Source organism: Brevibacillus borstelensis (assembly GCF_003710865.1).
GTDB classification, from domain to species: domain Bacteria; phylum Bacillota; class Bacilli; order Brevibacillales; family Brevibacillaceae; genus Brevibacillus; species Brevibacillus borstelensis.
The window spans coordinates 39,088-63,765 of record NZ_RHHO01000032.1 but is presented as its reverse complement, the minus strand read 5'-3'; the positions used below and the strand labels follow the sequence as shown (position 1 = coordinate 63,765).

Here is a 24,678-nt window from a genome sequence, read left to right as displayed (position 1 = left end):
TTCTAAGGGGTGCACTTCAATTAGGAGATGGGGTTTTTTTTATCAATTAGACGAATTTTGTTGAATTTTGTAAAACGTCTATAATTATCCGATTGTTAAATGAATTTTGCGACAGAATTTATAATAAAAACTAAGTATGTCCTAGAACCTATGAGAAGACTCCAATTTTGGGGGAATTGAAATTGGAACAGAATAAACTAATATTCCAAATAGAACAGTTACGAATGCAATTATGCAACCTTGCAAAGGAAAAAGGCATCTCCCATCATTCTGTAATTGAATTAAGTCAAGAACTTGATAACTACATTGTTCAATATTTTCAACAATATGGGGGGAGAAATTCAAAAGCTGGGGAGCAGTCATTATCTCGATCTTCCAGTTTACCGGATTAGATTTCTCTTTCCGTGACTTCTGCCTCTTCAGAATCAAGTTCCCATAGCTCAGAAAATCACGCTAAAAAATAGGAATCAGCTTCTTATTCCTGTATTTGTACATGTCAGGACTCGAGTCTGTCGCTTGACGCACTTCAAAGAAAAGGTCATCGGTTACGCGAACACTATCTGCCCCATGAAGTTGTTTATTCAGGTCAGTAAAAAGCAGATGTCCGTCTTCCATTCTGTACAAGGTTGTATGGAATGAGGTGCTTGCCGCAAAAGAACCGATGATGATCTCATCTCCGTCAAGCTTCCCTTCATAAACCGTACCATTGTGATCACCCGAGCCTTATTATGCCGCATCTACGATTAACCAAACGAGCGGAATAAAGTCTAAAGTCCCTTCTATTCCAAACCTTGGCCGATAAGCCGCCAAAATTTGTAGTATAATCATTCAATATTTCAAATCTTCCACCAAGGTGATGAGACGATGGACATTCGTTCTTTCCAGATGACAGACTATGAGGCGGTAGTAGAGCTATGGATGCGTGCAGGGCTGACCCTGTCGCCCTCCGACAGCCGGGAAGCGATCGAAAAAAAGCTGCAGCGCGACCCGGAGCTGTTTCTGGTAGCCACCGAGCAAGACCAATTAATCGGTGCCGTCATGGGCGCTTTCGACGGTCGCCGGGGATGGGTCTACCACCTGGCCGTCGATCCGCAATGCCAGGGCAAGCAAATCGGACGCCTGCTGATGAACGAGCTGGAAGAGCGGATGCGGGCGGTCGGCTGCGATAAGATGAATTTATTGGTGGCCCAAGATAACGTGCGAGTCGGAGCGTTCTATCAAAAGCTAGGCTTCACCCGCGATGACGTATTTTTCATGGGAAAGTGGATCAATCGGCTGTCATAAACCTAGAAAACACCAAACGCTGTAGAGATGAAAAAGGGAGAAAACAGCGAAGGTCTTTGGGACACAATCCCAGGCAGGTCAGCCCCATGCGGTGTCCCACCGAACCTGAAGCGTTTTCTCCCTTTTTCATCTCCTCCACTGCAGCCGGAACTACGAACGTTTTTCCCAACGCCGAGCCAGAACAGTGATAATCCCGCCCAGCCTGCATACAGTGTAGCAATGCGTCAGGAAGGGGGAATATCAGGCGTGATCAGTATCGCAGGAATGCCAGTCGACCCGGCGGCATTGGCCAGCGAATGGCGTTTGAACAGCGTCCAGCGCGAGACTGTCGACAGAATGGCTCGGGCGGGGGAAGTGTTTGACTATCCAAATGCCGAATTGCTCCGCTACGAGCTCAGACTGCGCAATCAAATTGTCGTTTCCTCCCTGCAGCTGTTCCGGAGCGGCCTGGCTTTTGCCACCTTTGAGGAGACGAGATGCAACGAAAGGTTTTGGGTGCGGACGGATTACGGAGGGTGCATGCTCCGGCCCGAGGTGCCTCCGTCCATCGCTATCGAAGACATTTTCCGAAACGGCCATGCCTATGCGTTTGAATGCGCGACCGCAATGGTCATTATTTTGTATCACGCAGTTTTGCAGACGATTCGCAGGGCAGATTTTGACCAATTGTTCAGAGGCATTTTGCTTTATGACTGGAGGTATGATCAGGATCTTCGGCTGACTACAGAGCAAACGCGCACCTTTTTGCCAGGGGATATTCTCTACTTTGAAAATCCCGAGTACCGGCTGGATGAGCCGGAGTGGCAGGGGGAAAATGCCGTCGACTTGGGCAATGGCAGATATTTTGGGCATGGGATCGGTGTCGAAACCGCGGAGGGGATCCTCCATCATCTGAACGGCAAGCGCAGACCCGGAGCGACGAGACGCGCCCAACTGCTGAGCCAGGCGACGCGGCCTGGTTTTGCATACCTGGCTGCTTTTGAGGATACCGGGGGAATCCGCTTCATGTCTGGAAGCACGGAGACAGAAGCCGGGAAAATCAGGGCGGAGATCGGGTCGGCAGTATGGGAGCTGTGATGAAAGCCGTTATGAAAGCCGTTATGAAAGCAGGCCGGTAGAGGTTTCTACTCTTCCCGGCCTGTTGTTGTTATGGGGCGCCTACCAGCGGCCGATGGCAAAACGGGACAGGTCATGGACCGCAGTTCCGCTGGTCAACAGCTGACTGGCAGCCTCTCCGACCGCGCTTGCAAACTTGAAGCCATGTCCGGAAAAACCGGCGGCAATGACGATGTGCGGGTACTCTGGATGCTTGTCGATGATGAAATCCTCGTCCGGAGTAAAGGTGTACAAGCATACCTTGCCTTGACGCAACGGCCCGGCTGCCTGCGGCATGAATTTTTCCAGAAACGAGCGGGTATCCGCTTCGTCGGAAGGACACGTCCCAAACGTGCGGTCGAGTTGATCGGGGTGCACCGGTTGGCCGCCGTCATGGCGCCCGATTTTGACACCAGCCCCGTCAAAGCTGGGGAAGCCGTAAAAGATCGAGTCCGGCAAATCAAAAATAAATGCGGGAAACCGGTCGGAACGGTACAGGCTCTCGTCTGCTTCAAACCAGGAGACCGTTTTTCGCGTAGGCGTCAGTGGCAGGGAAAGGCCGAGAGAAGTCAGTACATCCGGGTTCCATGCTCCGGCGCTGATCAGCAGCCTGTCGCAGGCGTAGGTGCCATGTTCGGTTGCGACCACCGCTCCATCCGGCGCCGCAGAAATTTCTTTTACCCGTTCGTTGACCAGAAGCTCTGCACCGTGGAGAAGCGCTTGCTGGCGATAGGCCCGGATGCAGTCTTCGCTGTAAAGGACACCGGAGGTAGGCTCGTAGCACCCGGTGAAATCGTCCGGCATGTGTATCCCCGGCCAACGCTTAGCTGCCTCTTTCGCGCTGAGAACCTCCAGCGGAAGCGAATAGCGCTCTGCACTCTTTTGCACATTTTGCACGAAGCGAGAGTCGCGAGGACCGCCGCTTAGTACGCCTGTCTGTACAAACAGGCGCTTTCCTGATGCCTCCTCCAGCTCCTTCCACAGCTCCATGGCCCGAATCGTCAATGGCACATACAGCTCGCCTTCTCCGTATGCATGACGGATGATGCGCGTGTCGCCGTGGTGGCTTCCCATCTGGTGCGGCGGGTCGCCGGCGTCGATCAGCAAGGTATGGACCCCTTGCCTGGCCAGGTAGTAGCCGGCTGCCATTCCCATGGAACCGGCCCCGACAATAATGACATCATAGTGTTTCACAGTGGCTTCCTCCTCTTCCCACAGTGCTGACTCATACTGTTTTTCAAACTATTATCCTACAGATGCATCGCGAGGTCGAGGCGGCATTGTTGGTACTTTCAGAAAGTTTTCTCCCTCTGGTTTCATTTGTAAAAAAATCGGGAAATACATAGCAAGCTAAACCAAAAAATTTAACCGAACGAAGCGGGTGGTTGCATGAAAATGACCATAGGGAAAAAATTAAGCGGGGCTTTTTCGATCTTGCTTGTCATCATGATCCTTTCCGGTTTTTTGGCCGTATACAAAATGCACAAGCTGAACGAGAAGGTTTCGGAGTTTACCGACGGCTGGATGCCCGGTCTGCAGGCGGTGCTGGAAATAAATGCCGCACTCCAGACGATCTACGCCTACGATCAAAGCCTGTATGCCACAGTAAATGCGGCCGACAAAGAGAAAATCGTCAAACAAATCGAAGAGCAGTTTCTCTATGTGGAGGAAAAAACCAAGGATTACGAAAAGACGGTTCAAACCAGTGAAGATGCTGAAATTTTTGGGAACCTGCAAAGAACCCTTGAGGTTTATAAGACGTTCAATAATCGCATTGTCGAGTCCGGGAAGGAAATAGACGTGTCCACCGTGGCTACGCCGGAGGATTTGAAGCGGTTGGAAGAGCTACGCCTGCAAGCCGACATGCTGTTCAAGGAACGGCAGCAATACGTGGATGAATTAAAGAAACGAAACAGCGAGGGGGCCAATCAAGCGGTCGCGGAAAGCTATCAGCTTTATCGGGACGGCATGCGGGATACACTGCTCCTGCTTGTCATCTCGCTCGCTGGCGGGATTCTTCTGGCGATTGGTTTGACCAGAAATATCCGCAATCCGCTCGTTAAGCTGGTGGCAAACGTAAAAGAGGTGGCGTCTGGAAATTTGCGCGTGGAACCGTTGATCATCAAGAATCGGGACGAGTTTGCCAGCCTGACGCAGTCCTTTAATGAAATGACAGCCAGCTTGCAAACCTTGATCCGTCAGGTGAGCACGTCATCAGAGCAGGTGGCGGCGTCTGCCGAGGAGTTGACGGCAAGCGCGGAACAAACGAGCAAGGCGACAGAACAAATTGCCGTGACCGTTCAGGAGGTAGCAGCAGGAACGGACAGGCAGGTCAGGAGCGTCGATGAAGGCTCCAGAGTGGTTCGTGAAATGACAGCCAGCATCCAGCATATCGCGGCCAATGCGCAGAGTGCGTCTTCTACAGCTGTTCAGGTGGCGGAGCTGGCAGGCGAAGGAAATCAGGCTATTCAAGCCGCGGTACAGCAAATGAGCGCCATTCACGATTCCATACGCAATCTGACGGGGGCTGTAGAAGGACTGGGCAAACATTCCCAAGAGATCGGCCACATTATCGAAGTGATTACGGGAATTGCAGAACAGACCAATCTATTGGCATTGAATGCGGCGATTGAGGCGGCCCGCGCCGGTGAGCACGGAAGAGGCTTTGCCGTCGTAGCGGACGAGGTCCGCAAGCTCGCCGAGCAGTCTTCCCAGTCGGCCGCACAGATTGCCAAGTTGATCAATACGATTCAGGAGGAGACCGTGCGGGCAGTCGATTCCATGCAGGCGGGGAATCGGGAAGTGCAGTCCGGCATCGCGGCCGTTCATCAGGCAGGAGAAACCTTCGGACAAATCCAGTACTCGATCCAGGATGTCACCGAGCAGATCCGGGATGTCTCCGCCGCAGTTCAGCAGGTGTCAGCCCATACCGATCAGGTAGTCGAAGTGATCAGCTTGATCGCCGAAGGATCCGACGTCACGGCAGACGGCACGCAAAATGTCTCGGCCGCTACGGAAGAGCAGCTGGCTTCCATGGAGGAGATAGCCGCTTCGGCGACATCGCTGTCCAAGCTGGCGGAGGAGCTGCAGGATACTGTCTCCGCATTTAAAATATAGCGCCAGTCGTTGGTTGAAGAGCTGGATGGATGCAGATTGCTGCATAGAACGCGAATAGTTTGGTGAATAGTTTGGTGTAAGGCTGTAGGGCTGTAGGGCGGTAAGTCTCTACGGCCTTTTTCATGTAAATCCGGATGATAACAGCTTGTTTCAAAAAACAACAGAAGGCGGAGCTCTTGCAGACAGGTACAATCGGCAAGAACTTCAAGTTTTTTTCGCAAACACTTGTAACCGAGAAGACGGAGGCATATAATAAGTTGTAACTGATAATGAAAATCATTGATAACGGCATGAATTAACACAGTGGAAGGATGGAACCGATGGGGACCGATTGGAATACAGCCGTACTTGAGCAGAAATACCGCATCTCGTTTGCCGATGAGATCAATGCTCCGCTTGTCTTTTCAGCCGAAGGTCTGCTTCGAAAAGAGACAAGCATGATGTTTCTGCGGCAGGTAGGAGAACAGATCGGATCTCCCGGCAGCGTTGTGACGGCATCCCTCTTCTTTAAACGGTTCCTCGCTCTGATGACCGGCGCTCTGCATGCCATGTCCCATGATTCGGTGGGCTTGCAGCTTTCTCTTGCCAATGTTGTGTTAACAGGAGAAAAAAGCTGGAGCATTCCGCGATTTGTCCTGCTTGATCAATCCGTCAGCAGACCGGAAGACGGAAGCCGCGCACAGTGGCGGGAGCAGGTCGTCCGCGAACTGTTTGCGGGTACGATCCAGCCATTGATTGCGGCGCTTTGTGCAGCTACTTCTGTTAAAGCCCATGTTCTGTGGGCCCACGCTTCGTACCTTGTGCATTTTTACTACAAGCGCTGGCAGGATGCGGCGGAGTCTGCAGAGCTCAAGAGGCAGATTGCCGACGACTATCACTACCTGACCAAAGCAGCCGATCCGTCCGTGTTTGGCCTGAAAAAAGGCCAGCCCCTCGACACTTCCTATACGATGATTCCCCATCCGTCGGGCAAGGGAGAGCCGATCCAGATCCGGCACCAATGCTGCTTCCAATACCGGCTGGAGGGCGGGCGATGCTGCTATACATGTCCGCACCTCAATGAAACCCAGCGCGTCGAGCAGATTCTCGCGCTCGGCCACTAAGCATTGCCACTACGATCATAAACAGTGCTGTCTGATGACGGCACTGTTTTTAGTTTTGTTCACTGATAGGTCCCCGACATGTATAAAATCGCGATTTCGTCGTATAAGTACAGGGATGGCAGTGCAGGACCTTGGCATATTCGCAAGTTTTTCCACGGACTTGTGCATCCGTGATATGATGTTGGAATCATCGTACTCGGCCCTGGGGGTATATTCATGGAACAACTGGTAGTGGGCAGTTTATTATCTGCATTGGCAACGGGAGCAGGCGCTCTTCCCATTCTTTTCTTTAAACAGGTTACCCATCGCTGGCGGGATATTTTATTGGCGTTTACAGCCGGAATCATGATGGCTGCTTCTACGTTCAGCCTGATCCCGCAGGCATTGGCAAATGAACGCTTGATCGTCGTCTGTCTCGGGGTGTTGACGGGAACCATCCTCTTGACGCTGCTTGAGAGCGTCATTCCGCACATCGATCTCGAACACACGCGGGCGAATATCTCGATGGACTCGCAGTCATTGCTCATTTTGTCGGCCATTACGCTGCATAACATTCCGGAGGGACTCTCCGTCGGCGTCAGTTATTCATCCGAACAGAGCGGCCTGGGCGGCCTGATCGCCTTTGCCATCGGCGTCCAGAATGCGCCGGAGGGCTTCCTCGTAGCCTTGTTTTTGATCAATCAGCGGGTCAGCCGCTTTAAAGCCTTTTTGCTCGCGACTCTGACGGGATCAGTCGAGATTGTGTCTTCGTTTGCCGGGTATTACCTGACGTCCTTCGTAGAGGGATTGGTGTCTTACGGACTGGCGTTTGCGGCCGGAGCGATGCTGTTTATCGTGTACAAGGAACTGATTCCCGAAAGCCACGGAGACGGCCATGAGCGCTCCGCTACCTTTTCTTTTATCGTCGGACTGCTCGTGATGATTTGCCTGATCAGATGGTTTGGATGAGGTTTTTCACAAAACTGTCCCGATTTTCCGCAACTTTCTCTCACAACCGACGGCAGAATTACCGAAACCATATATAGAGATATTTTTCGAACACGGTAGTTAGGGAGTGTCACAATGGAAAAATCGACCTTGCTCGGTATTGTATTAGGGATTATTGCAGTTGTCGTCGGGATGATCTTGAAACACGCGAGTCCGAGTGCCTTGCTGAATCCGGCAGCCTTCATGATTATTATCGTCGGTACGGTTGCGGCTCTGATGAACGCGTTTCCCCTTTCGGAAATCAAACGGATTCCTGCACTCTTCAAAATTTTGTTCACCGAACAGAAGCTGCCGTCCAAGCGGGAGCTGATCGACCAGTTTATGAACTGGGCTTCCATCGCTCGCCGCGAAGGCCTGCTGGCGCTGGAAAACACCTCGGACGAGATCGAGGACCCGTTTCTGAAAAACGGCATGAAAATGATCATCGACGGCGGAGAGCCGGAGTTTGTCCGGGACGTCTTGAATGAAGAGATTTACGCCATCGAAGAGCGGCACCAGTCCGGCGCACTGATCTTCAGCCAGGCGGGAAGCTACGCGCCGACGCTCGGGGTATTGGGTGCGGTAGTCGGCTTGATCGCCGCCCTGGGGAACCTGAGCGATATCGATGCTCTCGGCGTGTCGATTGCGGCGGCATTCGTGGCGACGCTGCTGGGGATTTTCACCGGGTACGTTTTGTGGCACCCGTTCGCGACCAAGCTGAAGCGCAAATCCAAGCGCGAGATCGAGATCAAAAAAATTATGGTGGAAGGACTCCTTTCCATTCAAGCGGGTGTTTCCCCTGCGGCTATCGAGCAGAAGCTCCTTGTCTACATTCCTTTGCAGGAACGTGCAGCAGTGAAGGAGGAGAAGAAGGAGGAGGAGGCCGCAGTAAATGGCTAAGCATTCCAAACGTCACGGCAATCATGAAGAGCACACGGATGAATCCTGGCTGATTCCTTACGCGGACCTGCTGACCTTGCTGCTGGCCCTGTTTATCGTATTGTTTGCCTCCAGCAAGATGGACGCGAAAAAATTCGACCAAATGGTTCGTTCCTTTGATGTGGCGCTGAATGGCGGGATCGGCGTGTTTAACCAGCCGAGCCCCGTGCCGCTCGACCCGTCGCTGCCCCAGCAGACCTTGCATATGGGCAAGGAGACGGACGACAAGGAAAAGACCGAGGAAGAAAAGAAGATGGAAGAGGCCATCCGCAAAGAGACGGAGGATCTGAAGAAGCTTCAGCAGCGCATGGAAGACTACATCAAGGCAAACAATCTGGGAGACAAGCTGCAGACTCAGCTGACGGACGAAGGCCTGCTGATTACGATTTTGGACAATGCCCTGTTCGATTCCGGAAAAGCAGACCTCAAGCCGGAGGCCCGCAAATTGGCCGCAGAGATGGCTTCCATGCTGGTGCCGCATCCGAAAAAGGTGACGGTTACCGGCCATACGGACAACGTTCCGATCCATCGTGCCGAATTTCCGTCCAACTGGGATCTCAGCGTGAAGCGCTCCGTCAACTTTTTGAAGGTCCTGCTCGAAAACAGCAATTTGGACCCGTCCAAGTTCAGCGCGACGGGAATGGGCGAGTACCATCCGGTGGCATCCAATGCGACACCGGAGGGAAGAGCGAAAAACAGGCGTGTTGAGGTGGCGATCCTGCGTGATCTGGCATCGCCGCCAAAGAGCAGCCCTCCGCCGGCGACCGAGTAGATGAAAACAAAAGACCAACTGGCTAAAGGACAGCGGTTTTTCGCCGCTGTTCTTTTTTCTTGAAGGGCTTGGCTGACCAGGCAGGAAGCCTTGACAATCAAAGAGGAAAAAGGAATAATACAGATGTATAACAAAGTAAATTAATCGGAATACTTTTAATAAAGAGGGGGAGTTCAGGTGAGATATGTAGAACGGTCGGTTCGGATTCCTTTTGACCAATATGAGCTGGCTGCCACTATTCATGAGCCTGAGCTGGTACGGAAAGTCGACAGCCTTGCTGATACAACATTGTTGATATGTCACGGATTTGTGGGCAACCGGATTGGGGTGGACCGGCTCTTCGTCAAAGCGGCCCGCGATCTGGCAGTGTCTGGTCTGACAGTGGTCCGATTTGACTACGGCGGATGCGGGGAAAGCGAAGGAGATTACGGTGCCGGAGGACTGGAGCTTTTGGTCAGACAGACTCGTGAGGTGCTTGCTTATGTACGCTGCCGTGAGCAGGGCCGTGCTGCCCGCAGAGTTATTCTGCTGGGACACAGTTTGGGCGGAGCCGTTTCTGTCATCACAGCATCATTGGAACAGAGCGTAGATGGATTGATCCTCTGGGCCCCTGTCCCGCGTCCGTTTGAGGATATTGTGCGGATTGTGGGCGAGCAAGGGTACGAGGAGGCTGTGCAATACGGCCGGACAGATCACCGGGGGTACTCCTTGCAGGAGACATTCTTCCAGTCGCTCCATGCCTACGACCCGTTGCAGCAAGCGGGTCAATTTGACGGTGATGTCCTGCTGCTTCACGGAAACAGGGACGAAGTCATCCCGCTGGACTCTCTCTTTCACTATGAACGCGAATTTCGTCTCCGCAAGAGCGGACACTGCGAGACGGAGATTATCGTACGGGGGGATCATACTTTTTCGGCGCAAGACGCCTACCAGCGGCTGGTCGGGAGAACGAGCAGCTGGCTGAGCGTATTTGCCGGAAGCGAAACCGTGGCGATATAAGCAAAGAGCCAGGGGTTTGGCTGAAGAGATTCTGCCTTGGCACAAAAGATTTTGGTACAAAAGAGGTTGACACAAAAGAGAAAGAGACAAAGATCGCAGGGAACGGTCTTTGTCTCTTTGTTTATAATCCTCTTTGTCTTCAGTACCAATCTGGAAAGAGCTTCTCTCTCGAGTGAGGTTACTCTTGTTTTTGTTCGAGCAGACCAAGCGCTCCCTGAGCCATCTCCATGTGTTCTTCTTTGCCCGTGTGCAAGGCGAACATGCCGATCAGTACCGGATAGGCGGCCCATTGCTCGGCGATATGCTCGCGCATGCGGGGCCACACTCGGCCGCCAAAAGCCTGGTACTGGTTCAACAAGACATCAAGTCCGCTTTCTCCAAACAGCGCGTAATAAATGGTGAAATCCGTTCCGGGGTTCGTCACTTCTGCTTCTGTCCAATCCAGAAGTCCCGTCACCTGATTACCCTCGTTTATCAGAATGTGCGGCGGGTGCAGGTCGCCATGAACCAGCGCGGAATGCTGAGGCCAGTAGCTATCGTCAGCTATCCATCTTTGCCACCTGTCCCACAGCGTATCAGACACTCCGATCTTGCGCTTGATGTCATCCATATTTTTAGCGAAGGTCTCTCGTGCTTCGGCTGGACTCTTCACGCGGATACCGGCAGAAGCCGCCAGATCATGGTCAACCCCATGCAGGGTGGCGAGTGCCTGGGCCAGAGAGCTGACAAAAGCGGCGGGCAGCGGGTCGTGCTCCATTTTCCAAGCGTATCCATTGGACACCGGATCTACCGTGGCAGCGGGAGTTCCCTCCAGCAACGGATAGGCGATCAGCTCAGACGTGTATACACGCCAGTTCGGAACGGCAACAGCCAGATGACGTTGGAGTAGCTGCAGAACCTTGTATTCATTATCCGCTCTGTCCATTACGTCGGGCCGTCTTGGCTTGCGTAAAACCCAAGGCTTGCCGTCTTCATCGGTTACGAATGCGACTTGAAAGTCCATGCCGGACTCATTGATCTCTACGCGACTCGGATCAATCCGAAGACCGTTGTTTTTGGCGATACGCAGCATATCAGCGACAACTGTTTCATGATTTGTTGGTTGAATGGGGTTCATAAGGGCGAGTCCTCCTTTTATTTTGCTCTTGTCTGGCAGTAAAACTTGCTCTCTTGGCTGCCCGAGAACTGCGCCAAAACGAAAAAACACAGGCTGCTGCTGCCTGTGTTTGGGATAATCGGAAGGGATGGGACAGCTGCAGGAGGAGTCGCTTGTTTACGGAAAGCGAAAAACACTCCTGACGGCTGACTGATTGGCCGAGATCAAATGAAATGAACAGTAACCACCGACAAGTGCGGTATGTTGACAGGCACGATTCCTCTGACGTCCACACCATCCCTACTGCGATGCGAGGTGCAAAAAAGCGATGAGGACACAAAGCGGCCTTCAAGACCAAAACCTGGAATTGTTCAATTATTCGATCATGCGTGTAGAAACAATGAGTACAAAGAGGAGGCTGCAAGGCCATCTCATTTTGCAACTTAGTTAGATTAGGTTACGAAAAATAGGCAGACCAATCCCGATTACCCTGCACACAGGCAGAGCCTTTGAGCACTATGATTTTTTAGTGGCGCAAAGTTCGCAAGCGGGAAAAATGGTCTAACACACGTAACCCTCCGTTCCTGTAAGATTGTTTAATTCTAACAGATTTTCGTTCCAGTTGCAATACTTGGAAAATGACGTCCATTATGTTCGTGCATAGGGAAAATATCATACAATTTTACTTGTGCATTGAGGAAGGCGGTGAGGTCATGTATGACAGGCTGACAGCTTGATCTCCTCGATGGAAGAGATGGAAAAGATCAAAAAAGGCCAGAAGCCCGTATTGGATCAATATATGCACTGCCGGTCCTGATATGATCGGGAGAAAGAAGCAGTACGCATTCCTTTTACTGACACAGGGTACAGATTTAATCCGTTACATGGAGGCATTTCGCAATCTGAAGCCGCTCGTAAATGTGATGTCTGGAGCTCAAGACCTGGACGTTGTTTTAGATGGTGTTTCAGAGGAAGAAATGACGGGGTTAGCCGCTGAAGTAGCCTTCCTTCTCCAGCCGTTCAGCCAATGGATAGATATGCTTGCGGAAAATGTATCCGTAAGCGGCCAAGATGATGCCGTAGGTCAGCCAGCTTCCGAGGGATAGCGCCGATAGGTACACGCCGTAGCCCTCGATGCCGAACCGGCTGATGAGCAGCGCCCGGATCCCGGCTTTGACAAAGACCGGTAGTCCCATAAGGAAGGTAAGCAACAAAAACCAGCGATATGCCTCCGGGTGTCGAAATAACCGCAGGCTGCTCTGAACGGGATAGCCTATGGAAGCAGCGACATCAACAGAAAAGAGCATAGCGGCGGGTTCTTTTTACTGCAATCGACAGAAAAAAGAACAGGCCGAGTGCTGCATCGGTGTATATATTGTTCCGCAGCAGCCATTCAGGGGAATCGGAAAGTAGGTCGAGGAAACGGGGGATAAGCAGTGTCGCGAGCAAAAAGACACCCGTAAACGTGAAGCGCCGGTCTTTGAACAGCACGTAAAGGCCATAGCAAAAGCCTGGCAGCCCTGACAAGAGAATCGCGCTGTAGTCCCCGAGGACAGGCCTGCCGTAAGACCACACGAGGAGAGGCAGCGCCAGAAAAAAAGCAGCTTCCAAAAAGACTCTTTTCATCTGTAACACTCCACTCCCGAAAAACAGCCTTGAAGCTACAGGATTTACCACATGATTATAGACAAGAAGCGATACCTATGCCAAGTGAAATCTCTCACTTAGCCGGGGTTTCGCTCTTTTTGATTTCCTCCAATAACCCCCGGCATCCAGCTTCCACTAGCTGATATACATACTCAAACCGTCCGGTATAATACGGGTCCTCGACGTCTCTCTCCGGCAAATGTGCGGCAAAGTCCATCAAGCGGTGGACATGCACTCCTGGAGGGGCCATCCGCTTTAGAGCGGCCAGATTTTCTTCATCCATGCAGACGATGTAGTCAAAGGTGGAAAAGTCGTCTTGGGTGATCTGACGAGCTTTCAGGCTTTCGTGGGCGATTCCTTTCCCGGACAGAACCTTGCGCGTACCGCTGTGGGGTGGCTCGCCTGCGTGCCAGCCCCCGATACCCGCCGAGTCGATGGAGATCTGGCCGCTCATCCCTTCCGACGCGACCATATGGCGAAAAACGGCTTCGGCCATCGGAGAGCGGCAGATGTTGCCCAGGCAAACAAATAGGACATGTGTCATGGCTGTTGCTCCTTTCCTTGCAAAACGTTCTCGAAACTTCTGTATGATAGAATACCATAGAGAGGGACAAAAAGAGAGGGACGGGAAGGTTATTGTGAAGTCATATGTGTACCGCATCCGCTTTATCGTGTCCGTCATCGCCGTTACCGTTCTGCCCATCATCGTGACAGGAGTTGTGCTGTTGAAAGCGGCGGAGCAGGCGCTCTTGCAGGAGAAGGAGAAAAAGCTGCTGGCGATCACAGAGCAGCTTGATTTTGCCCTGTCGCAAGATTTTGAAAACGTATTGCGTGAAGAGGGGCTGCAGAACGCCTCGCGCGAGCAGCAGATCGCAGCGCTGAACCGGAAGCTTGAGCAGCTAACCGATCAGATCGCAACCGCTCATCCGGGCATCGGTGTCGGCTATTATGCGAGGCGGCTGGACGCGATCATTACATACGGCCCCAGCCGGGAAATGGGCCAGCATGTGGGCATGCCCATCGCGCCGGATCATCCGGGAAGACAGGTGATGAGCCGGCGGTCAGCCGATGTTGTCATCGGTCCGCAGGTGCGCGGCGAAATTATGAATGCGATGTATCCGATCGAACGGAACGGAGAGGTGATCGGCTACGCATGGGCAAATGAACTGATGCAAAGCATTGATATACAGCTCGCCGGAATGCGCCAAGGCATCTACTCCATCGTAGGGATTGGCTGTGTGATTGCAGCCGTAGCCAGCGGACTGATGATACACAGAGGCGAGATTATTTTGCAGGAAATCAAAGAAGGCTTGCGGCGGCTCAGTCTCGACCTTTCCTTTCGGATGAAACCGGCGAAGGGCGAACCGGGCGAGATATTCGAGGCGATCAACAAAATGGCAGGCGACCTGCAGGCGAGCCGCAGCCATACGGAAACGATCATTCACAGCATGGAGAGCGGTGTCATCGCACTGGACCACCGCGGCCGCGTCACGGCATGGAATGAAGCGGCGACCCGCATTACAGGGGTCAGTCTGGAACAGGCGATGGGCCGGGACTACGAGGATGTGTTTCGCGGAGAAGAGGAGATTTTGAAAGCGCTGTCCGATGCGCTTGGCGAGGGAAAAACGACACGGGATGCGGAATGGAGCCCTCGGGGCGCGGGCAGAGCCAGACTGTTCGTAAAAATCGGCACGTTTATCTGGAAGAGTCCGATGGAGCAGGTGCTTGGCGCGATCATTGTGATGGATGACCGAACCGAATGGAAACGGATGGAGTCGAGTCTGGCTCAGGCCAAAAGGCTGGCGGTGATCGGGGAGCTGGCGGCCAGCATTGCTCATGAAGTCCGCAACCCGCTCACCTCGATCAAGGCTTTTGCGCAAATCATCGAGGAGGAGCTGCCTGCTGGGCATGACAGTCGGGAATACACGGGGATCATCGTCGACGAGGTGGAACGGCTGAATCGGTTTGCCGATGAGCTGCTGCTCTTTTCCCGGCCCAATGAAGAGCATCATGTGCCCTCGCGTGTCGGAGAGGTGCTCGATCAGACGCTGCTGCTCATCGAGCGCCGCGCCGTCAGCCAAGGAGTCTTCTTGCAAAAGGTGTATCGGGATGCGCCTGCAACTGTTCTGGCTTCACCCGAGCTGCTCAAGCAGGTATTTCTCAATATTTTGATCAATGCCCTGCAAGCATTGAGGGACGGGGGACTGCTGCTGGTGGAGACAGAGGCAGTGGATGGACATGTTTGCATTCAGATCACCAACGAAGGACCGCCTATCGCGGAAGAGCATCTGTTGACCGTGTTTGAGCCGTTTTTTACGACCAAAAAGTCGGGAACCGGGCTCGGCCTTGCCATATCGCAACGGATCGTGCAGGCGTACGGCGGGCAAATTTTCGCCCGCAATGTGGACATGGGCGTGCAGTTCACTGTGGTGCTGCCCGCCAATAAGGAGGAGGCATTGCGATGAAAAAACGAGTGCTGCTGGTCGATGACGAAATCAATGTCCGAAAAGCGCTGACCACGGCGCTTCGGAAGGTGGGATATGAGACGAAAGAAGCATCCAGCGGAAGAGAAGCGCTGGAGCTTTTGAAAGACTTCCGCCCTGAAGTCATGCTGCTCGATTTGCGCATGCCGGAGCAGGACGGAATGGAGACATTGCGGCGGCTCAGAGACATGCAGCAGATGGAAGACGCTTGTCCCAGCGTAGTGATGATGACGGCCTACGGCACGGCCAAGGACGTGATGGAAGCGATCAAGCTGGGCGCATTCGACTACGTGCAAAAGCCGTTCGATCTTGGACGGGTCAAACAAGTAGTGGCACAGGCGCTCCGCCAGCGGGAAAGCGACCAGGCCAACCGGCTGAGCGAGGCATCTCTCGACGAGCCGTGGGAGGGCCCCGGTCTGGTCGGTCTCAGCCCGGCCATGCAAGAGGTATACAAACTGGTCGGACGGGTGAGTATGACAAAGTCGACGGTCCTGATCCAGGGCGAGAGCGGCACAGGAAAAGAGCTGATTGCCCGAGCGATTCACAGCAACAGTCCGCGGGCAGGAAAGCCGCTGATCGCCGTCAATTGCGGCGCGATTCCGGAAAATTTGCTGGAGAGCGAGCTGTTTGGGTACGAGCGCGGCGCTTTTACAGGAGCGACGGGGCAGAAGCCGGGCATGGTCGAGCTGGCGGATGGCGGGACGCTGTTTTTGGATGAGGTCGGCGAGCTCAGTCCAAGCCTGCAGGTAAAACTGCTCAGAGTGCTCCAGGAGCGCACCTTCGTCAGGCTGGGCGGCATAGAGCCGGTATCCGTAGATGTGAGAATTATTGCTGCGACCAATCGCGATTTGCAGGAGCGTATCCGCCAGGGGCTGTTTCGTGAGGATTTGTACTACCGGCTGAATGTCGTTCCGATCCACATGCCTCCGCTGCGGGAGCGAAAAGAAGATATACCGCTGCTTGCTGAGCACTTTTTAGCCAAATACGGGCGGGAGATGGGCAAGGGGCCGTGCTATCTGTCAAAGGCTGCGATGGAGTCGCTGCTGTCCTATCATTGGCCGGGCAATGTCCGCCAATTGGAGAATACGATTGAGCGGGCATTGGTCATCGCGGGCGGCTCCGCTATTTTGCCTGAGCACGTCGAGGGTCCTTTGCAGGAAACAGAAACGGCAGAGACGGGCAGGATGGGGAGCATGCTCCGTTGGGAGGATCGGACGATGCGGGAAATTATCCAGGAGGTAGAGCGGGAGGCGATTGTCAGAGCGCTGCAAAAGGAGGGGGGAAACAAGCTGCAAACGGCGAAACGGCTGGGGATTTCCAGACGGGCGCTGTTGTACAAGCTGGAGATGTACGGATTGAACGGGACAGACGGTGTGCAAAATGGAGGCGAAGTGCGCAAAAAGTAGCCAGTTCGTTGTCAGATGCTTTATGAAAGCGCATACATGGCGTGGGGTTGGCTCTCTGAAAAGACTGGCACGCCAGTTGCATTCTCCTGACAAAGAAGTCATCAATCTTTTTTGGAGAGGAGAATGCCTTGTGTTTCAAGCGTTGACCAACGCCTCCGTCCGGATGGTGCAGCGTTATTTGCCTGACGCCTTTTTATTCGCGGTCATTCTTACTTTTCTCGTTTTTGTGGCAGGTATTGTCGTCAACGGGAAATCGCCTCTGGAAATGGTCAGCTTCTGGGGAGACGGCTTCTGGGGACTGCTCAGCTTCACCATGCAGATGGTGCTGATTCTGGTCACCGGACATACACTGGCCGAGACAGACATTTGCAAAAAGGGCCTGCGGGCAGTCGCTTCCATGGCCCAGACTCCGGGACGGGCGATTGTTCTCGTCACGCTGGTTTCCTGTATCGCCAACTGGATCAACTGGGGCTTCGGACTTGTCGTCAGCGCTCTGTTGGCCCGCGAGATCGCCAAGCGTGTGGAGAAAGTCGACTACCGCCTGCTGGTAGCCAGCGCATACGGCGGATTTGTCGTCTGGCATGGCGGCCTTGCCGGCTCGGTTCCGCTCACGGTAGCGACGGAAAAGCACAGCCTTCAGGATGTGATCGGCGTCATTCCTACGTCCGAAACGATGTTTTCCGCGATGAACCTGACCATTGTAATCGCGATCATGGTGATTTTGCCGCTGGTCAACCGACTGATGCTGCCAGCCGAGAAGGACAGAATCGTCTTCAAGGGCGCAGACCTGGGGCGTGAGGAAACGGCTGCCACTGCCGCTCCGGCAGCGGATGAAAACAGCCCGGCAGTAAAGATGGAGAACAGCCGCATCATTTCCTATCTGATTTCGGCCATCGGCTTTGTGTATCTGATCTCTTATTTTGTGGAAAAGGGCTTCAAGCTCAATCTCGACATCGTCAGCCTCGCCTTTTTGTTCCTGGGAATTTTCCTGCACGGGACGCCGCGCAAATTCCTCGATGCGATGGGAGAGGCGATCAAGACCACGACCGGGATTGTCGTGCAGTTTCCGTTTTACGCCGGCATTATCGGGATGATGACCGCTTCGGGACTGGCTGCAAGCATTTCCCAATGGTTCATCAGCATTTCGACTCCGACCACGTTCCCGCTCTTTACCTTCTGGAGCGCCGGTCTACTGAACGTGTTTATTCCTTCGGGCGGCGGCCAGTGGGCTGTACAAGGGCCGATCATGATGCCCGTAGCGACGGAGCTGGGCGTATCGCATGCCAAGGTAGCCATGGCCATCGCCTGGGGCGATGCATGGACCAACCTGATCCAGCCGTTCTGGGCGCTGCCCGTCCTCGCTCTGGCAGGACTCGGGGCAAGGGATATTATGGGTTATTGTCTGATGATGCTCTTCGTCACAGGAGCCATCATCAGCCTCGGATTTTTGCTATTCTAGTATCAACGTTTGAAAGAAAAATGCCGCAGGCGGCTGGAAGCTGAGCGATGCTCGTTTCCGCCGCCTGTTTTTTGAAGACAAGCCGTCTATTTGGTCAAAGTTCAATCGTCTTCGTCGCTATTGTTTTGCAAAATTCACTGTCGTGCTCCACAAACAGAATGGTAGGCGCGTATTCAAGCAGCAGCTCCTCGATTTGCATGCGGGAGATGACGTCGATAAAATTAAGCGGCTCATCCCAAATGTGCAAATGGACGTTCTCGGAAAGGCTTTTGGCGATCAGCACTTTCTTCTTTTGGCCGCCGCTGAAGGCTGCCATATCCTTTTCAAATTGATCCCGGGAAAAATCAAGCTTTCGCAGCAGGGATTTAAACAAGCTTTCGTCTATCCCGTTCATTCGGGCATAGTCCTTTAAATTGCCCTGCAAATGCGAGGTATCCTGGGAAACATAGGAGATTTTCAACTGGCTTCCCTTGTTGAACGTCCCCGTATAGTCGATGTTCTCGCCGCAAAGCAGTTTGAGAATGCTTGTTTTGCCGGAGCCGTTCTTGCCTGACAGGGCAATTCGCTCCCCTTGCTCAATCGTAAAGCTGACATCGCTGCACACCAGCTTTTTGCCATAGTATATCGAAACGTCTTTGAGCTCGGCAAGCTGGTTTTTATGATAGGGCAGCTGCGTTATTTTCAAGCTGTCTGCGGTCTCGATATTTTTCAGGAGCCTGCTCCTTTCCTCGATCGCAGCTTGCTGCCTCTGCTCAATTGCTTTTGAGCGTTTCATCATTTTGGCTGCCTTGTGGCCGATATACCCTTTATCCACCTTTGAACCGGAATTCCTAGTGCCGTTTTTCGTCTTTTCCACTTCATGGGACCAGATGCTCGTTCGTCTGGCGGCGTCGGACAAGCGCTTGATGTCTTTTTTCAGCTTTTCGTTTTCTGCAAGCTCAAAGTGATCCTGTCTCTTTTTATTTTCCCACCAATCGGAGAAGTTGCCTTTTTGAATATCGATGTTAGTCTTGTTGATGGAAAGGATGTGATCCACGCAGTTATCGAGAAATGCCCGGTCGTGGGACACCAGAATAAAACCGCTCTTTGTACCCAAATAGTCGCTGACCAGTTTTCTTGCAGCCATGTCCAGATGGTTGGTTGGTTCATCAATCAGCAAAAAGCTGTTTTCCTTGAGAAACAGAGCAGCCAATAGCACCTTCGTCTGTTCCCCGTTGGACAATGTGGCAAAGGGCCGGTACAATACATCCTCTGAAACCTGCAAAAGTGAAAGCTCGCGCATGAGCTGCCAGTTCTGATAGTCGGGAATCATCTCGTTGATGACATCGAGCGTATGATGTTCCTTGTTGTCGACGTGGAAAGGAAAGTATTCAAAGCTGACAGCGGCGGAAATGGTTCCGCTGTATTCATATTTTCCGAGCAGCAAGTTGAGAAAGGTCGTCTTGCCTCTGCCGTTTCTTCCCGTAAATCCCAATTTCCAATCGGTATCGATCTGGAAGCTTACGTTTTCAAATATGTGATCGAAGCTGCCGTCATGGGCAAACGTCAGGTTTGCCACTTTGATCAATGACATGGACATATCCCCCTGTATGGAAAATAGAAAAGCCGCAAGAAAGTTACCTTCTTGCAGCTCAAAAAACATACAGCAAATCCAACCCGCTTCGGAGTCGGATGAGGATATATGATTTGAGTGAAAAGATATCGTAACTTTCTTGCACATACGAAATAAAACATGCGAAACATGATTCGCTTTATTGTTTTCATTTCATAAGCAAGAAAAATTACATTCTTTTCAACTCCATATCAGTAAATTACATGTATCATATCATGCGTTTCTTTTCATTTCAACAAAAACGAAAGGGGTGATCGAGGCCGCCGTCCGGTACGCACAGCTCCCAACAGGAGTTATCCTCCAAATCAGCAAGTTGAAACGTCTGTTTTGTCTCCGCCAACAAAATATGCTCGGACCGGAAAATTTGTTGGATGAATCTGGATGGTCTGCTAATATACATAGAGAGACGGCAAACATAGGCGTACGGACATGGAATCAAATGATGGGGGTACAAAACCATGAGCCCTAGTGCAAAACCGCGGGTATTTGTCGGCTCCTCGGTCGAGGGGTTACCTCTGGCGCAAGCGATCCAGGCCAATCTCTCATACGTTGCACAGGTTACACTCTGGTCACAGGGCGTATTTGCCCTGAATCAAACGGCGCTTGCCAGTCTGCTGGAACATTTGGAATCAACCGATTTTGCCGTGTTTGTCTTTTCCCCCGACGATCAGGTTCGTCTGCGCGGAGAGGAGTGGACAACGGCTCGCGATAATGTATTGTTTGAGCTCGGGCTGTCCATGGGCAAGCTGGGACCGAACCGGGCCTTTTTTGTAAAGCCTCGCGGGATGACGATGTTCCGCATTCCCACCGATCTGTTCGGCATCCAGGCAGGAGACTACGAGGCCGACCGGGATGACGGGAATCTTTCTGCCGCGCTGGGCGTTTTCACGGGCGAGCTGGCCCGGATTATCAAAAAATGGGGACGCAGGCAAGAGATTCGTGATATTATTGAAAGAAAAGAGAGACTAGAGGCACAATTGCACTTTTTGTATTCACTGATTAAGTACAGCAAGCATACCGTGGAGACGAGAAATCATGTCAACCGGATTCTGGATAAAATGCTCGGCTCCTGTCACATCCCGGAGACGTTCAGTCCTTCGGCAGCCACGCTGTTTTCCCTGGTCGGCCGTGAGCTTGTTCAGATCGGTCACGCCCGGGACGTCGATGAAGACCACCGCTTTCGCCTGGATCACAATGAACTTTTCCCGCAGAACCAGAACTGGATGGTAGCCGCATTTTTGTCCAATGAGTCAGTGATGGGCTGCAAGGGACAGTTTGGTCTGCTTGGCGAATACGAGTACATCATCTCCATCCCCATTGCGAAAACATACGTGATCACGTTCCATCTCGTAACACACACGCAGATAGCCGAGTCCGAGTACGATCACTTTCTCGAACAGTTTACGACAGTGAATAAGCCACTTCTTGATACATTCAATGTATTTCTGGAGAGGGGGGTGGAATTGTATGCTAGCCAACAACCATCCACGCAAAAGAGGTAAAACCATGCGATTGACATTGACAGGACACCCGTTTGGTCCAGACGAGACGGATGTGACATGGAAGCGCAAGAAAACAGTAGAGATCGCCGAAGTCGCTCGCGAGCAGTACGCCCAGGAGGCGGAGACCCTGCTGGACGAAGTGTTTCCGGAGGGACCGAGCGTCTTGAAATCAGCGGAAGGCGTACGGATTGTAGCGACGCGGAGAATCAACTTTGACGAACCGACTTTCGGCTGAGGACGAGGGAGCTCCCCTCGTTTTTTGTTGGCTGAAAGGCATGAATCCATCGCGGGTGCACGGTCATTGCGTGGTCCCGGAAAAAGAGAGACAGAATATACGGAAAGACAGAGAAAAAGCCGACAGCCCCAGAGGAGGCGTCGGCTTTTTCAGCAATGTTGAATGATTGGCACTTATTTTATATGGTAACGCGATTGAACCATATCGTGGTCGCTGTTACACAGCGCTCATTTCCGGTTCTTCCTGTTTTTCGGCCTGCGGGCGGACCAGTTGTTTGATCGTGACCCGGGTGACGCGGTGGTTATCCATTTGAGCGACTGTGAACACGTGATCCTCAAGCTCGACGGACGCTCCGACGGCGATATCCTCTTCCAACTGGCTGTAGAGCCATCCTCCGACAGTATCGACGTCTTCGGAAACGAGCTCAAACGGCAAGTGGTCATTGAGTTCGCTCAGGAGCATTTTGCCTGCGACAGACAGGCCGTTTTCCAGCTTCTCAAGCTCAGGGCGTTCGTCGGTATCGAATTCGTCTTGAATGTCGCCGACGATTTCCTCCAAAATGTCCTCCATCGTCAACAGGCCGGCAGTGCCACCGTATTCATCGATGACGATCGCCATCTGCGAACGTTTTTTCTGCATCAGACGGAGCACATGGCTGATTTCCATCGATTCGGGAACAGTCAGCAAGGGACGAAGCATATCCTCCAGACGAGCGGTTTCATCCTGCAGGGCAGACAAGTAAAAGTCGGTCGCATGCACGAAACCGATCAGATTGTCCTTGTCCTCTGCGGCCACAGGGAAGCGGGTGTGACGCTCCGTGCTGATAATCTCCAGGTTTTCTTCAAACGTATTCGTCGTATATAGACACACCATATCGATCCGGGGGATCATGATCTCCCGTGCGAGGGTTTCCGAAAAATCAAATACGTGCTCCACGAGCGACAATTCTGTCTGATCGATATGGCCGCTTTGGTGGCTCTGGTTGACCAGCAAGCGAATCTCTTCTTCCGTATGGGCCGCTTCATGTTCGGATACCGGTTCCAGGCCTACCCATTTGAGCAGTCTGTTGGCGGTTCCGTTCAGCACCCAAATAGCCGGGTAAAGCAATTTATAGAAAAGCATCAATGGTGCAGCAACCCACAGCGAAGTTGTTTCTGCTTTTTGAATAGCGAGTGATTTCGGAGCGAGCTCACCGAGCACGATGTGCAGGAAGGTGATGATCGCAAACGCCACGCCGAAGGAAATCGTCGACACAAGGTAGGAAGGCAGCTGGTACGAACCGAGCAGCGGCTCCACGATCATGTGAGCGATCGCGGGTTCACCCACCCATCCGAGACCAAGCGATGCGAGCGTAATCCCTACCTGACAGGCAGACAAGTACGCGTCCAGCTTTTGTGTAACCTTCTGGGCAAAAGCGGCTCGCTTGTTCCCCTCGTTTACGAGCTGAGTCAAGCGTGTCTGCCGTACTTTGACGAGTGCGAATTCGGCGGCTACGAAAAAGCCATTCAACACAACCAGAAACAATACAAGCAGCAGGTTAAGCACTATCGGAATACTGTCCAAGCAAGAAGTCATCCTCTCTGGAATTATTTTGAATGTATACTACTATGGTACAGCCTTTTCCCTTTTTGCTCAAAGGCGATTTCCGTCCATTGTGAGCAATTCACCCCCATTCCGACCGAAAAACGGCAGTAGGGTGTCCGGCTCACACGTTTTTGAGCGCTGGGGTGGCCAGAGAGGTCAAAACAGAGTTCTTTAGCCTCATCGAATTTGAAGCAGCTGCTGCGCGTAAACGAAAAAGACCGACAGAACGGCTGCCAATCCGAGATAGGCGGCCAGTACCTTCCACTTGGTAGAAGCGGGCGCCTCGTAATAGGTCGTCAGACGGTGCAGGAGCTCATCGATCTGGGCAATCCGTTCCCGGGCCTGTTTTTCGGCCTCGGTCAGCAGGCGGGAGGGAACAGGCTGCGTCCGTTCGTAGTCGTAGAATTCCATCGGTTCCCGTTCCCATTTGCGGAACAGCTCCCAGGTTTGTTCCGCGAACAATTTGTCCAGGCGTACCCGATCCTTGGCAAACCGTTTTTCGTCCTGCAAAAAGGGAATGGCAAAGCCTTCCGGTGCTTTCTTTTTAGCAGCCTCCAGATGTTTGGCGTTCAGGCTTTCCCGCGTTTCCCATGTCGATTCAAGCTGCGGCCAGCCGGCCATCGTCTCCAGCAGGGTGTGGAGCTTCTCTTTTTCGTATGCCAGCACCTGTTTTTTATACCCTTCCCGGGCGCGGTTCCACCAGGTAACCAGGCCGAGGATAAAGATAAAGACCATGATCGGTCCCGGTCTTGCAAACAGCATGGCTCCCAGTCCGATCAGTCCGATCAGCCAGATTTTTGTCGACAAGACGGAGACGATGCGTCCGCCGTCCAGCGGGGAGACCGGAAGCAGGTTGAACAGGTTCAACAGCGCCCCCAAATAAATCACCAATGCCCAAAACGGATCCTGTGTCCACCAGTACAGCGGCAGAGCGGGAAGAAAGGCTAGCATGCCTGCCAACGGCCCGCCGTAGGCCAGATACGCTTCGGTGCTCGCGTCCCGCGGATGATCCTTCATCGCAATAAAGGCACCGGCAAACGGAATAAAGACGGCCGGTGAGGTAGCAATTCCTTTTTGTCTCGCGGCAATCACATGGCCCATCTCATGGACAAAGATGAGGTAGACCAGCGCAGCGGCAAACTTCCAGCCGTAAAACATCGCATAAGCGCCGAGGCTGAGAGCCATCGACAAAAGCGTGGTTCCAAATTTGGAGAATTTCAACAAACCCAATACCCACTTGAGGTTGGTCAAGAGAAAAGCGCCGATGGCCAGCAGCGCCGACCTGGTTTTATTCATGCCATTTCCTCCTGTACGGTTTTCAAAGCTGCCCTCCGGGAAAAACGTGCATGTGCAAAAAGGAGGATAAGCAAAGTGCCGAT

The 24,678-nt window shown here is 52.7% G+C and carries 22 protein-coding genes; 14 read left to right on the top strand and 8 right to left on the bottom strand.

Features of this window, described 5'->3' with window-relative positions:
• The first annotated feature begins 167 nt into the window (after positions 1-167).
• From EDM54_RS15940 to EDM54_RS15930, 3 genes are all read left to right on the top strand, one after another.
• Positions 168-392: a Spo0E family sporulation regulatory protein-aspartic acid phosphatase gene (locus EDM54_RS15940; protein ID WP_311135374.1), complete on the top strand. Its 225-nt coding sequence runs from the start codon at positions 168-170 to the stop codon at positions 390-392.
• Between the two features lie 472 nt (positions 393-864).
• Positions 865-1,284 carry a GNAT family acetyltransferase gene (locus EDM54_RS15935; RefSeq protein ID WP_122958448.1) on the top strand — a complete coding sequence of 140 codons (420 nt, stop codon included), beginning with the start codon at positions 865-867 and terminating at the stop codon, positions 1,282-1,284.
• 246 nt (positions 1,285-1,530) lie between these two features.
• Positions 1,531-2,361, top strand: a complete 831-nt coding sequence (locus EDM54_RS15930) for a protein-glutamine gamma-glutamyltransferase (RefSeq protein WP_003390971.1) — start codon at positions 1,531-1,533, stop codon at positions 2,359-2,361.
• Between the two features lie 81 nt (positions 2,362-2,442).
• Here EDM54_RS15930 and solA read toward each other — a convergent pair whose 3' ends face one another.
• Positions 2,443-3,573, bottom strand: a complete 1,131-nt coding sequence (gene solA, locus EDM54_RS15925) for an N-methyl-L-tryptophan oxidase (RefSeq protein WP_003390975.1) — start codon at positions 3,571-3,573, stop codon at positions 2,443-2,445.
• Between the two features lie 195 nt (positions 3,574-3,768).
• On the opposite strand from solA, the gene EDM54_RS15920 reads away from it, so the two are divergent.
• From EDM54_RS15920 to EDM54_RS15895, 6 genes are all read left to right on the top strand, one after another.
• Positions 3,769-5,496, top strand: coding sequence for a methyl-accepting chemotaxis protein (locus EDM54_RS15920; protein WP_122958447.1), 1,728 nt, complete (start codon positions 3,769-3,771; stop codon positions 5,494-5,496).
• Positions 5,497-5,816: 320 nt separating this feature from the next.
• Positions 5,817-6,599, top strand: coding sequence for an IucA/IucC family C-terminal-domain containing protein (locus EDM54_RS15915; RefSeq protein WP_003390977.1), 783 nt, complete (start codon positions 5,817-5,819; stop codon positions 6,597-6,599).
• A 216-nt stretch (positions 6,600-6,815) separates the two neighbouring features.
• Positions 6,816-7,547, top strand: coding sequence for a ZIP family metal transporter (locus tag EDM54_RS15910; RefSeq protein ID WP_003390979.1), 732 nt, complete (start codon positions 6,816-6,818; stop codon positions 7,545-7,547).
• A 114-nt stretch (positions 7,548-7,661) separates the two neighbouring features.
• Entirely contained in the window at positions 7,662-8,465 is an 804-nt protein-coding gene (motA, locus tag EDM54_RS15905) for a flagellar motor stator protein MotA (RefSeq protein ID WP_003390981.1), read from the top strand.
• Complete coding sequence (gene motB / locus EDM54_RS15900; RefSeq protein ID WP_122958446.1) at positions 8,458-9,276, top strand: flagellar motor protein MotB; 819 nt, start codon at positions 8,458-8,460, stop codon at positions 9,274-9,276. The genes motA and motB overlap by 8 nt, the downstream gene beginning before the upstream one ends.
• A 177-nt stretch (positions 9,277-9,453) precedes the next feature.
• Positions 9,454-10,275 (top strand): alpha/beta hydrolase, encoded by an 822-nt coding sequence (locus tag EDM54_RS15895; protein WP_003390987.1) that lies wholly within the window; start codon positions 9,454-9,456, stop codon positions 10,273-10,275.
• 178 nt (positions 10,276-10,453) lie between these two features.
• On the opposite strand, the gene EDM54_RS15890 is transcribed toward EDM54_RS15895, so the two are convergent.
• The 4 genes from EDM54_RS15890 to EDM54_RS15875 all read right to left on the bottom strand — a co-directional run bounded on the left by EDM54_RS15890 (position 10,454) and on the right by EDM54_RS15875 (position 13,562).
• Positions 10,454-11,392, bottom strand: coding sequence for a macrolide 2'-phosphotransferase (locus tag EDM54_RS15890; protein ID WP_003390990.1), 939 nt, complete (start codon positions 11,390-11,392; stop codon positions 10,454-10,456).
• Between the two features lie 965 nt (positions 11,393-12,357).
• A complete protein-coding gene (locus tag EDM54_RS15885) occupies positions 12,358-12,585 on the bottom strand; it encodes a hypothetical protein (protein WP_141334231.1) in 228 nt (75 codons plus the stop codon).
• A 76-nt stretch (positions 12,586-12,661) separates the two neighbouring features.
• Positions 12,662-12,997 (bottom strand): VC0807 family protein, encoded by a 336-nt coding sequence (locus EDM54_RS15880; RefSeq protein WP_122958445.1) that lies wholly within the window; start codon positions 12,995-12,997, stop codon positions 12,662-12,664.
• A gap of 94 nt (positions 12,998-13,091) precedes the next feature.
• A complete protein-coding gene (locus EDM54_RS15875) occupies positions 13,092-13,562 on the bottom strand; it encodes a low molecular weight protein-tyrosine-phosphatase (RefSeq protein ID WP_039069999.1) in 471 nt (156 codons plus the stop codon).
• A gap of 94 nt (positions 13,563-13,656) precedes the next feature.
• Between EDM54_RS15875 and atoS the strand changes: the two genes are divergently transcribed.
• The 3 genes from atoS (at position 13,657) to EDM54_RS15860 (ending at position 18,366) form a co-directional block, all read left to right on the top strand.
• Complete coding sequence (gene atoS / locus EDM54_RS15870) at positions 13,657-15,483, top strand: two-component system sensor histidine kinase AtoS (protein WP_122958444.1); 1,827 nt, start codon at positions 13,657-13,659, stop codon at positions 15,481-15,483.
• Complete coding sequence (locus EDM54_RS15865) at positions 15,480-16,907, top strand: sigma-54-dependent transcriptional regulator (RefSeq protein ID WP_039069997.1); 1,428 nt, start codon at positions 15,480-15,482, stop codon at positions 16,905-16,907. Before atoS ends, EDM54_RS15865 begins: the two co-directional genes overlap by 4 nt.
• A gap of 130 nt (positions 16,908-17,037) precedes the next feature.
• A complete protein-coding gene (locus EDM54_RS15860; RefSeq protein WP_003390998.1) occupies positions 17,038-18,366 on the top strand; it encodes a short-chain fatty acid transporter in 1,329 nt (442 codons plus the stop codon).
• A gap of 94 nt (positions 18,367-18,460) precedes the next feature.
• Here the strand turns inward: EDM54_RS15860 and EDM54_RS15855 are convergent, their stop codons facing one another.
• A complete protein-coding gene (locus EDM54_RS15855; RefSeq protein ID WP_003391000.1) occupies positions 18,461-19,939 on the bottom strand; it encodes an Lsa family ABC-F type ribosomal protection protein in 1,479 nt (492 codons plus the stop codon).
• Between the two features lie 497 nt (positions 19,940-20,436).
• On the opposite strand from EDM54_RS15855, the gene EDM54_RS15850 reads away from it, so the two are divergent.
• Both EDM54_RS15850 and EDM54_RS15845 read left to right on the top strand, forming a co-directional pair.
• Positions 20,437-21,480 (top strand): TIR domain-containing protein, encoded by a 1,044-nt coding sequence (locus tag EDM54_RS15850; RefSeq protein WP_122958443.1) that lies wholly within the window; start codon positions 20,437-20,439, stop codon positions 21,478-21,480.
• A gap of 4 nt (positions 21,481-21,484) precedes the next feature.
• Positions 21,485-21,715, top strand: a complete 231-nt coding sequence (locus EDM54_RS15845; RefSeq protein ID WP_003391004.1) for a hypothetical protein — start codon at positions 21,485-21,487, stop codon at positions 21,713-21,715.
• 216 nt (positions 21,716-21,931) lie between these two features.
• Here the strand turns inward: EDM54_RS15845 and EDM54_RS15840 are convergent, their stop codons facing one another.
• Positions 21,932-23,278 carry a hemolysin family protein gene (locus EDM54_RS15840; RefSeq protein ID WP_003391007.1) on the bottom strand — a complete coding sequence of 449 codons (1,347 nt, stop codon included), beginning with the start codon at positions 23,276-23,278 and terminating at the stop codon, positions 21,932-21,934.
• Between the two features lie 198 nt (positions 23,279-23,476).
• Positions 23,477-24,595, bottom strand: coding sequence for a site-2 protease family protein (locus EDM54_RS15835; protein WP_031932121.1), 1,119 nt, complete (start codon positions 24,593-24,595; stop codon positions 23,477-23,479).
• Between the last annotated feature and the right edge of the window lie 83 nt (positions 24,596-24,678).

Excerpts from the sequence above, each read along its gene's own strand:
- EDM54_RS15855 (WP_003391000.1), bottom strand. The coding sequence starts at position 19,939 with ATGTCATTGATCAAAGTGGCAAACCTGACGTTTGCCCATGACGGCAGC.
- motA (WP_003390981.1), top strand. The coding sequence starts at position 7,662 with ATGGAAAAATCGACCTTGCTCGGTATTGTATTAGGGATTATTGCAGTT.
- EDM54_RS15910 (WP_003390979.1), top strand. The coding sequence starts at position 6,816 with ATGGAACAACTGGTAGTGGGCAGTTTATTATCTGCATTGGCAACGGGA.
- EDM54_RS15845 (WP_003391004.1), top strand. The coding sequence starts at position 21,485 with ATGCGATTGACATTGACAGGACACCCGTTTGGTCCAGACGAGACGGAT.
- EDM54_RS15920 (WP_122958447.1), top strand. The coding sequence starts at position 3,769 with ATGAAAATGACCATAGGGAAAAAATTAAGCGGGGCTTTTTCGATCTTG.
- EDM54_RS15865 (WP_039069997.1), top strand. The coding sequence starts at position 15,480 with ATGAAAAAACGAGTGCTGCTGGTCGATGACGAAATCAATGTCCGAAAA.
- motB (WP_122958446.1), top strand. The coding sequence starts at position 8,458 with ATGGCTAAGCATTCCAAACGTCACGGCAATCATGAAGAGCACACGGAT.
- EDM54_RS15850 (WP_122958443.1), top strand. The coding sequence starts at position 20,437 with ATGAGCCCTAGTGCAAAACCGCGGGTATTTGTCGGCTCCTCGGTCGAG.
- EDM54_RS15935 (WP_122958448.1), top strand. The coding sequence starts at position 865 with ATGGACATTCGTTCTTTCCAGATGACAGACTATGAGGCGGTAGTAGAG.
- EDM54_RS15875 (WP_039069999.1), bottom strand. The coding sequence starts at position 13,562 with ATGACACATGTCCTATTTGTTTGCCTGGGCAACATCTGCCGCTCTCCG.
- EDM54_RS15835 (WP_031932121.1), bottom strand. The coding sequence starts at position 24,595 with ATGAATAAAACCAGGTCGGCGCTGCTGGCCATCGGCGCTTTTCTCTTG.
- EDM54_RS15915 (WP_003390977.1), top strand. The coding sequence starts at position 5,817 with ATGGGGACCGATTGGAATACAGCCGTACTTGAGCAGAAATACCGCATC.
- EDM54_RS15890 (WP_003390990.1), bottom strand. The coding sequence starts at position 11,392 with ATGAACCCCATTCAACCAACAAATCATGAAACAGTTGTCGCTGATATG.
- EDM54_RS15880 (WP_122958445.1), bottom strand. The coding sequence starts at position 12,997 with ATGAAAAGAGTCTTTTTGGAAGCTGCTTTTTTTCTGGCGCTGCCTCTC.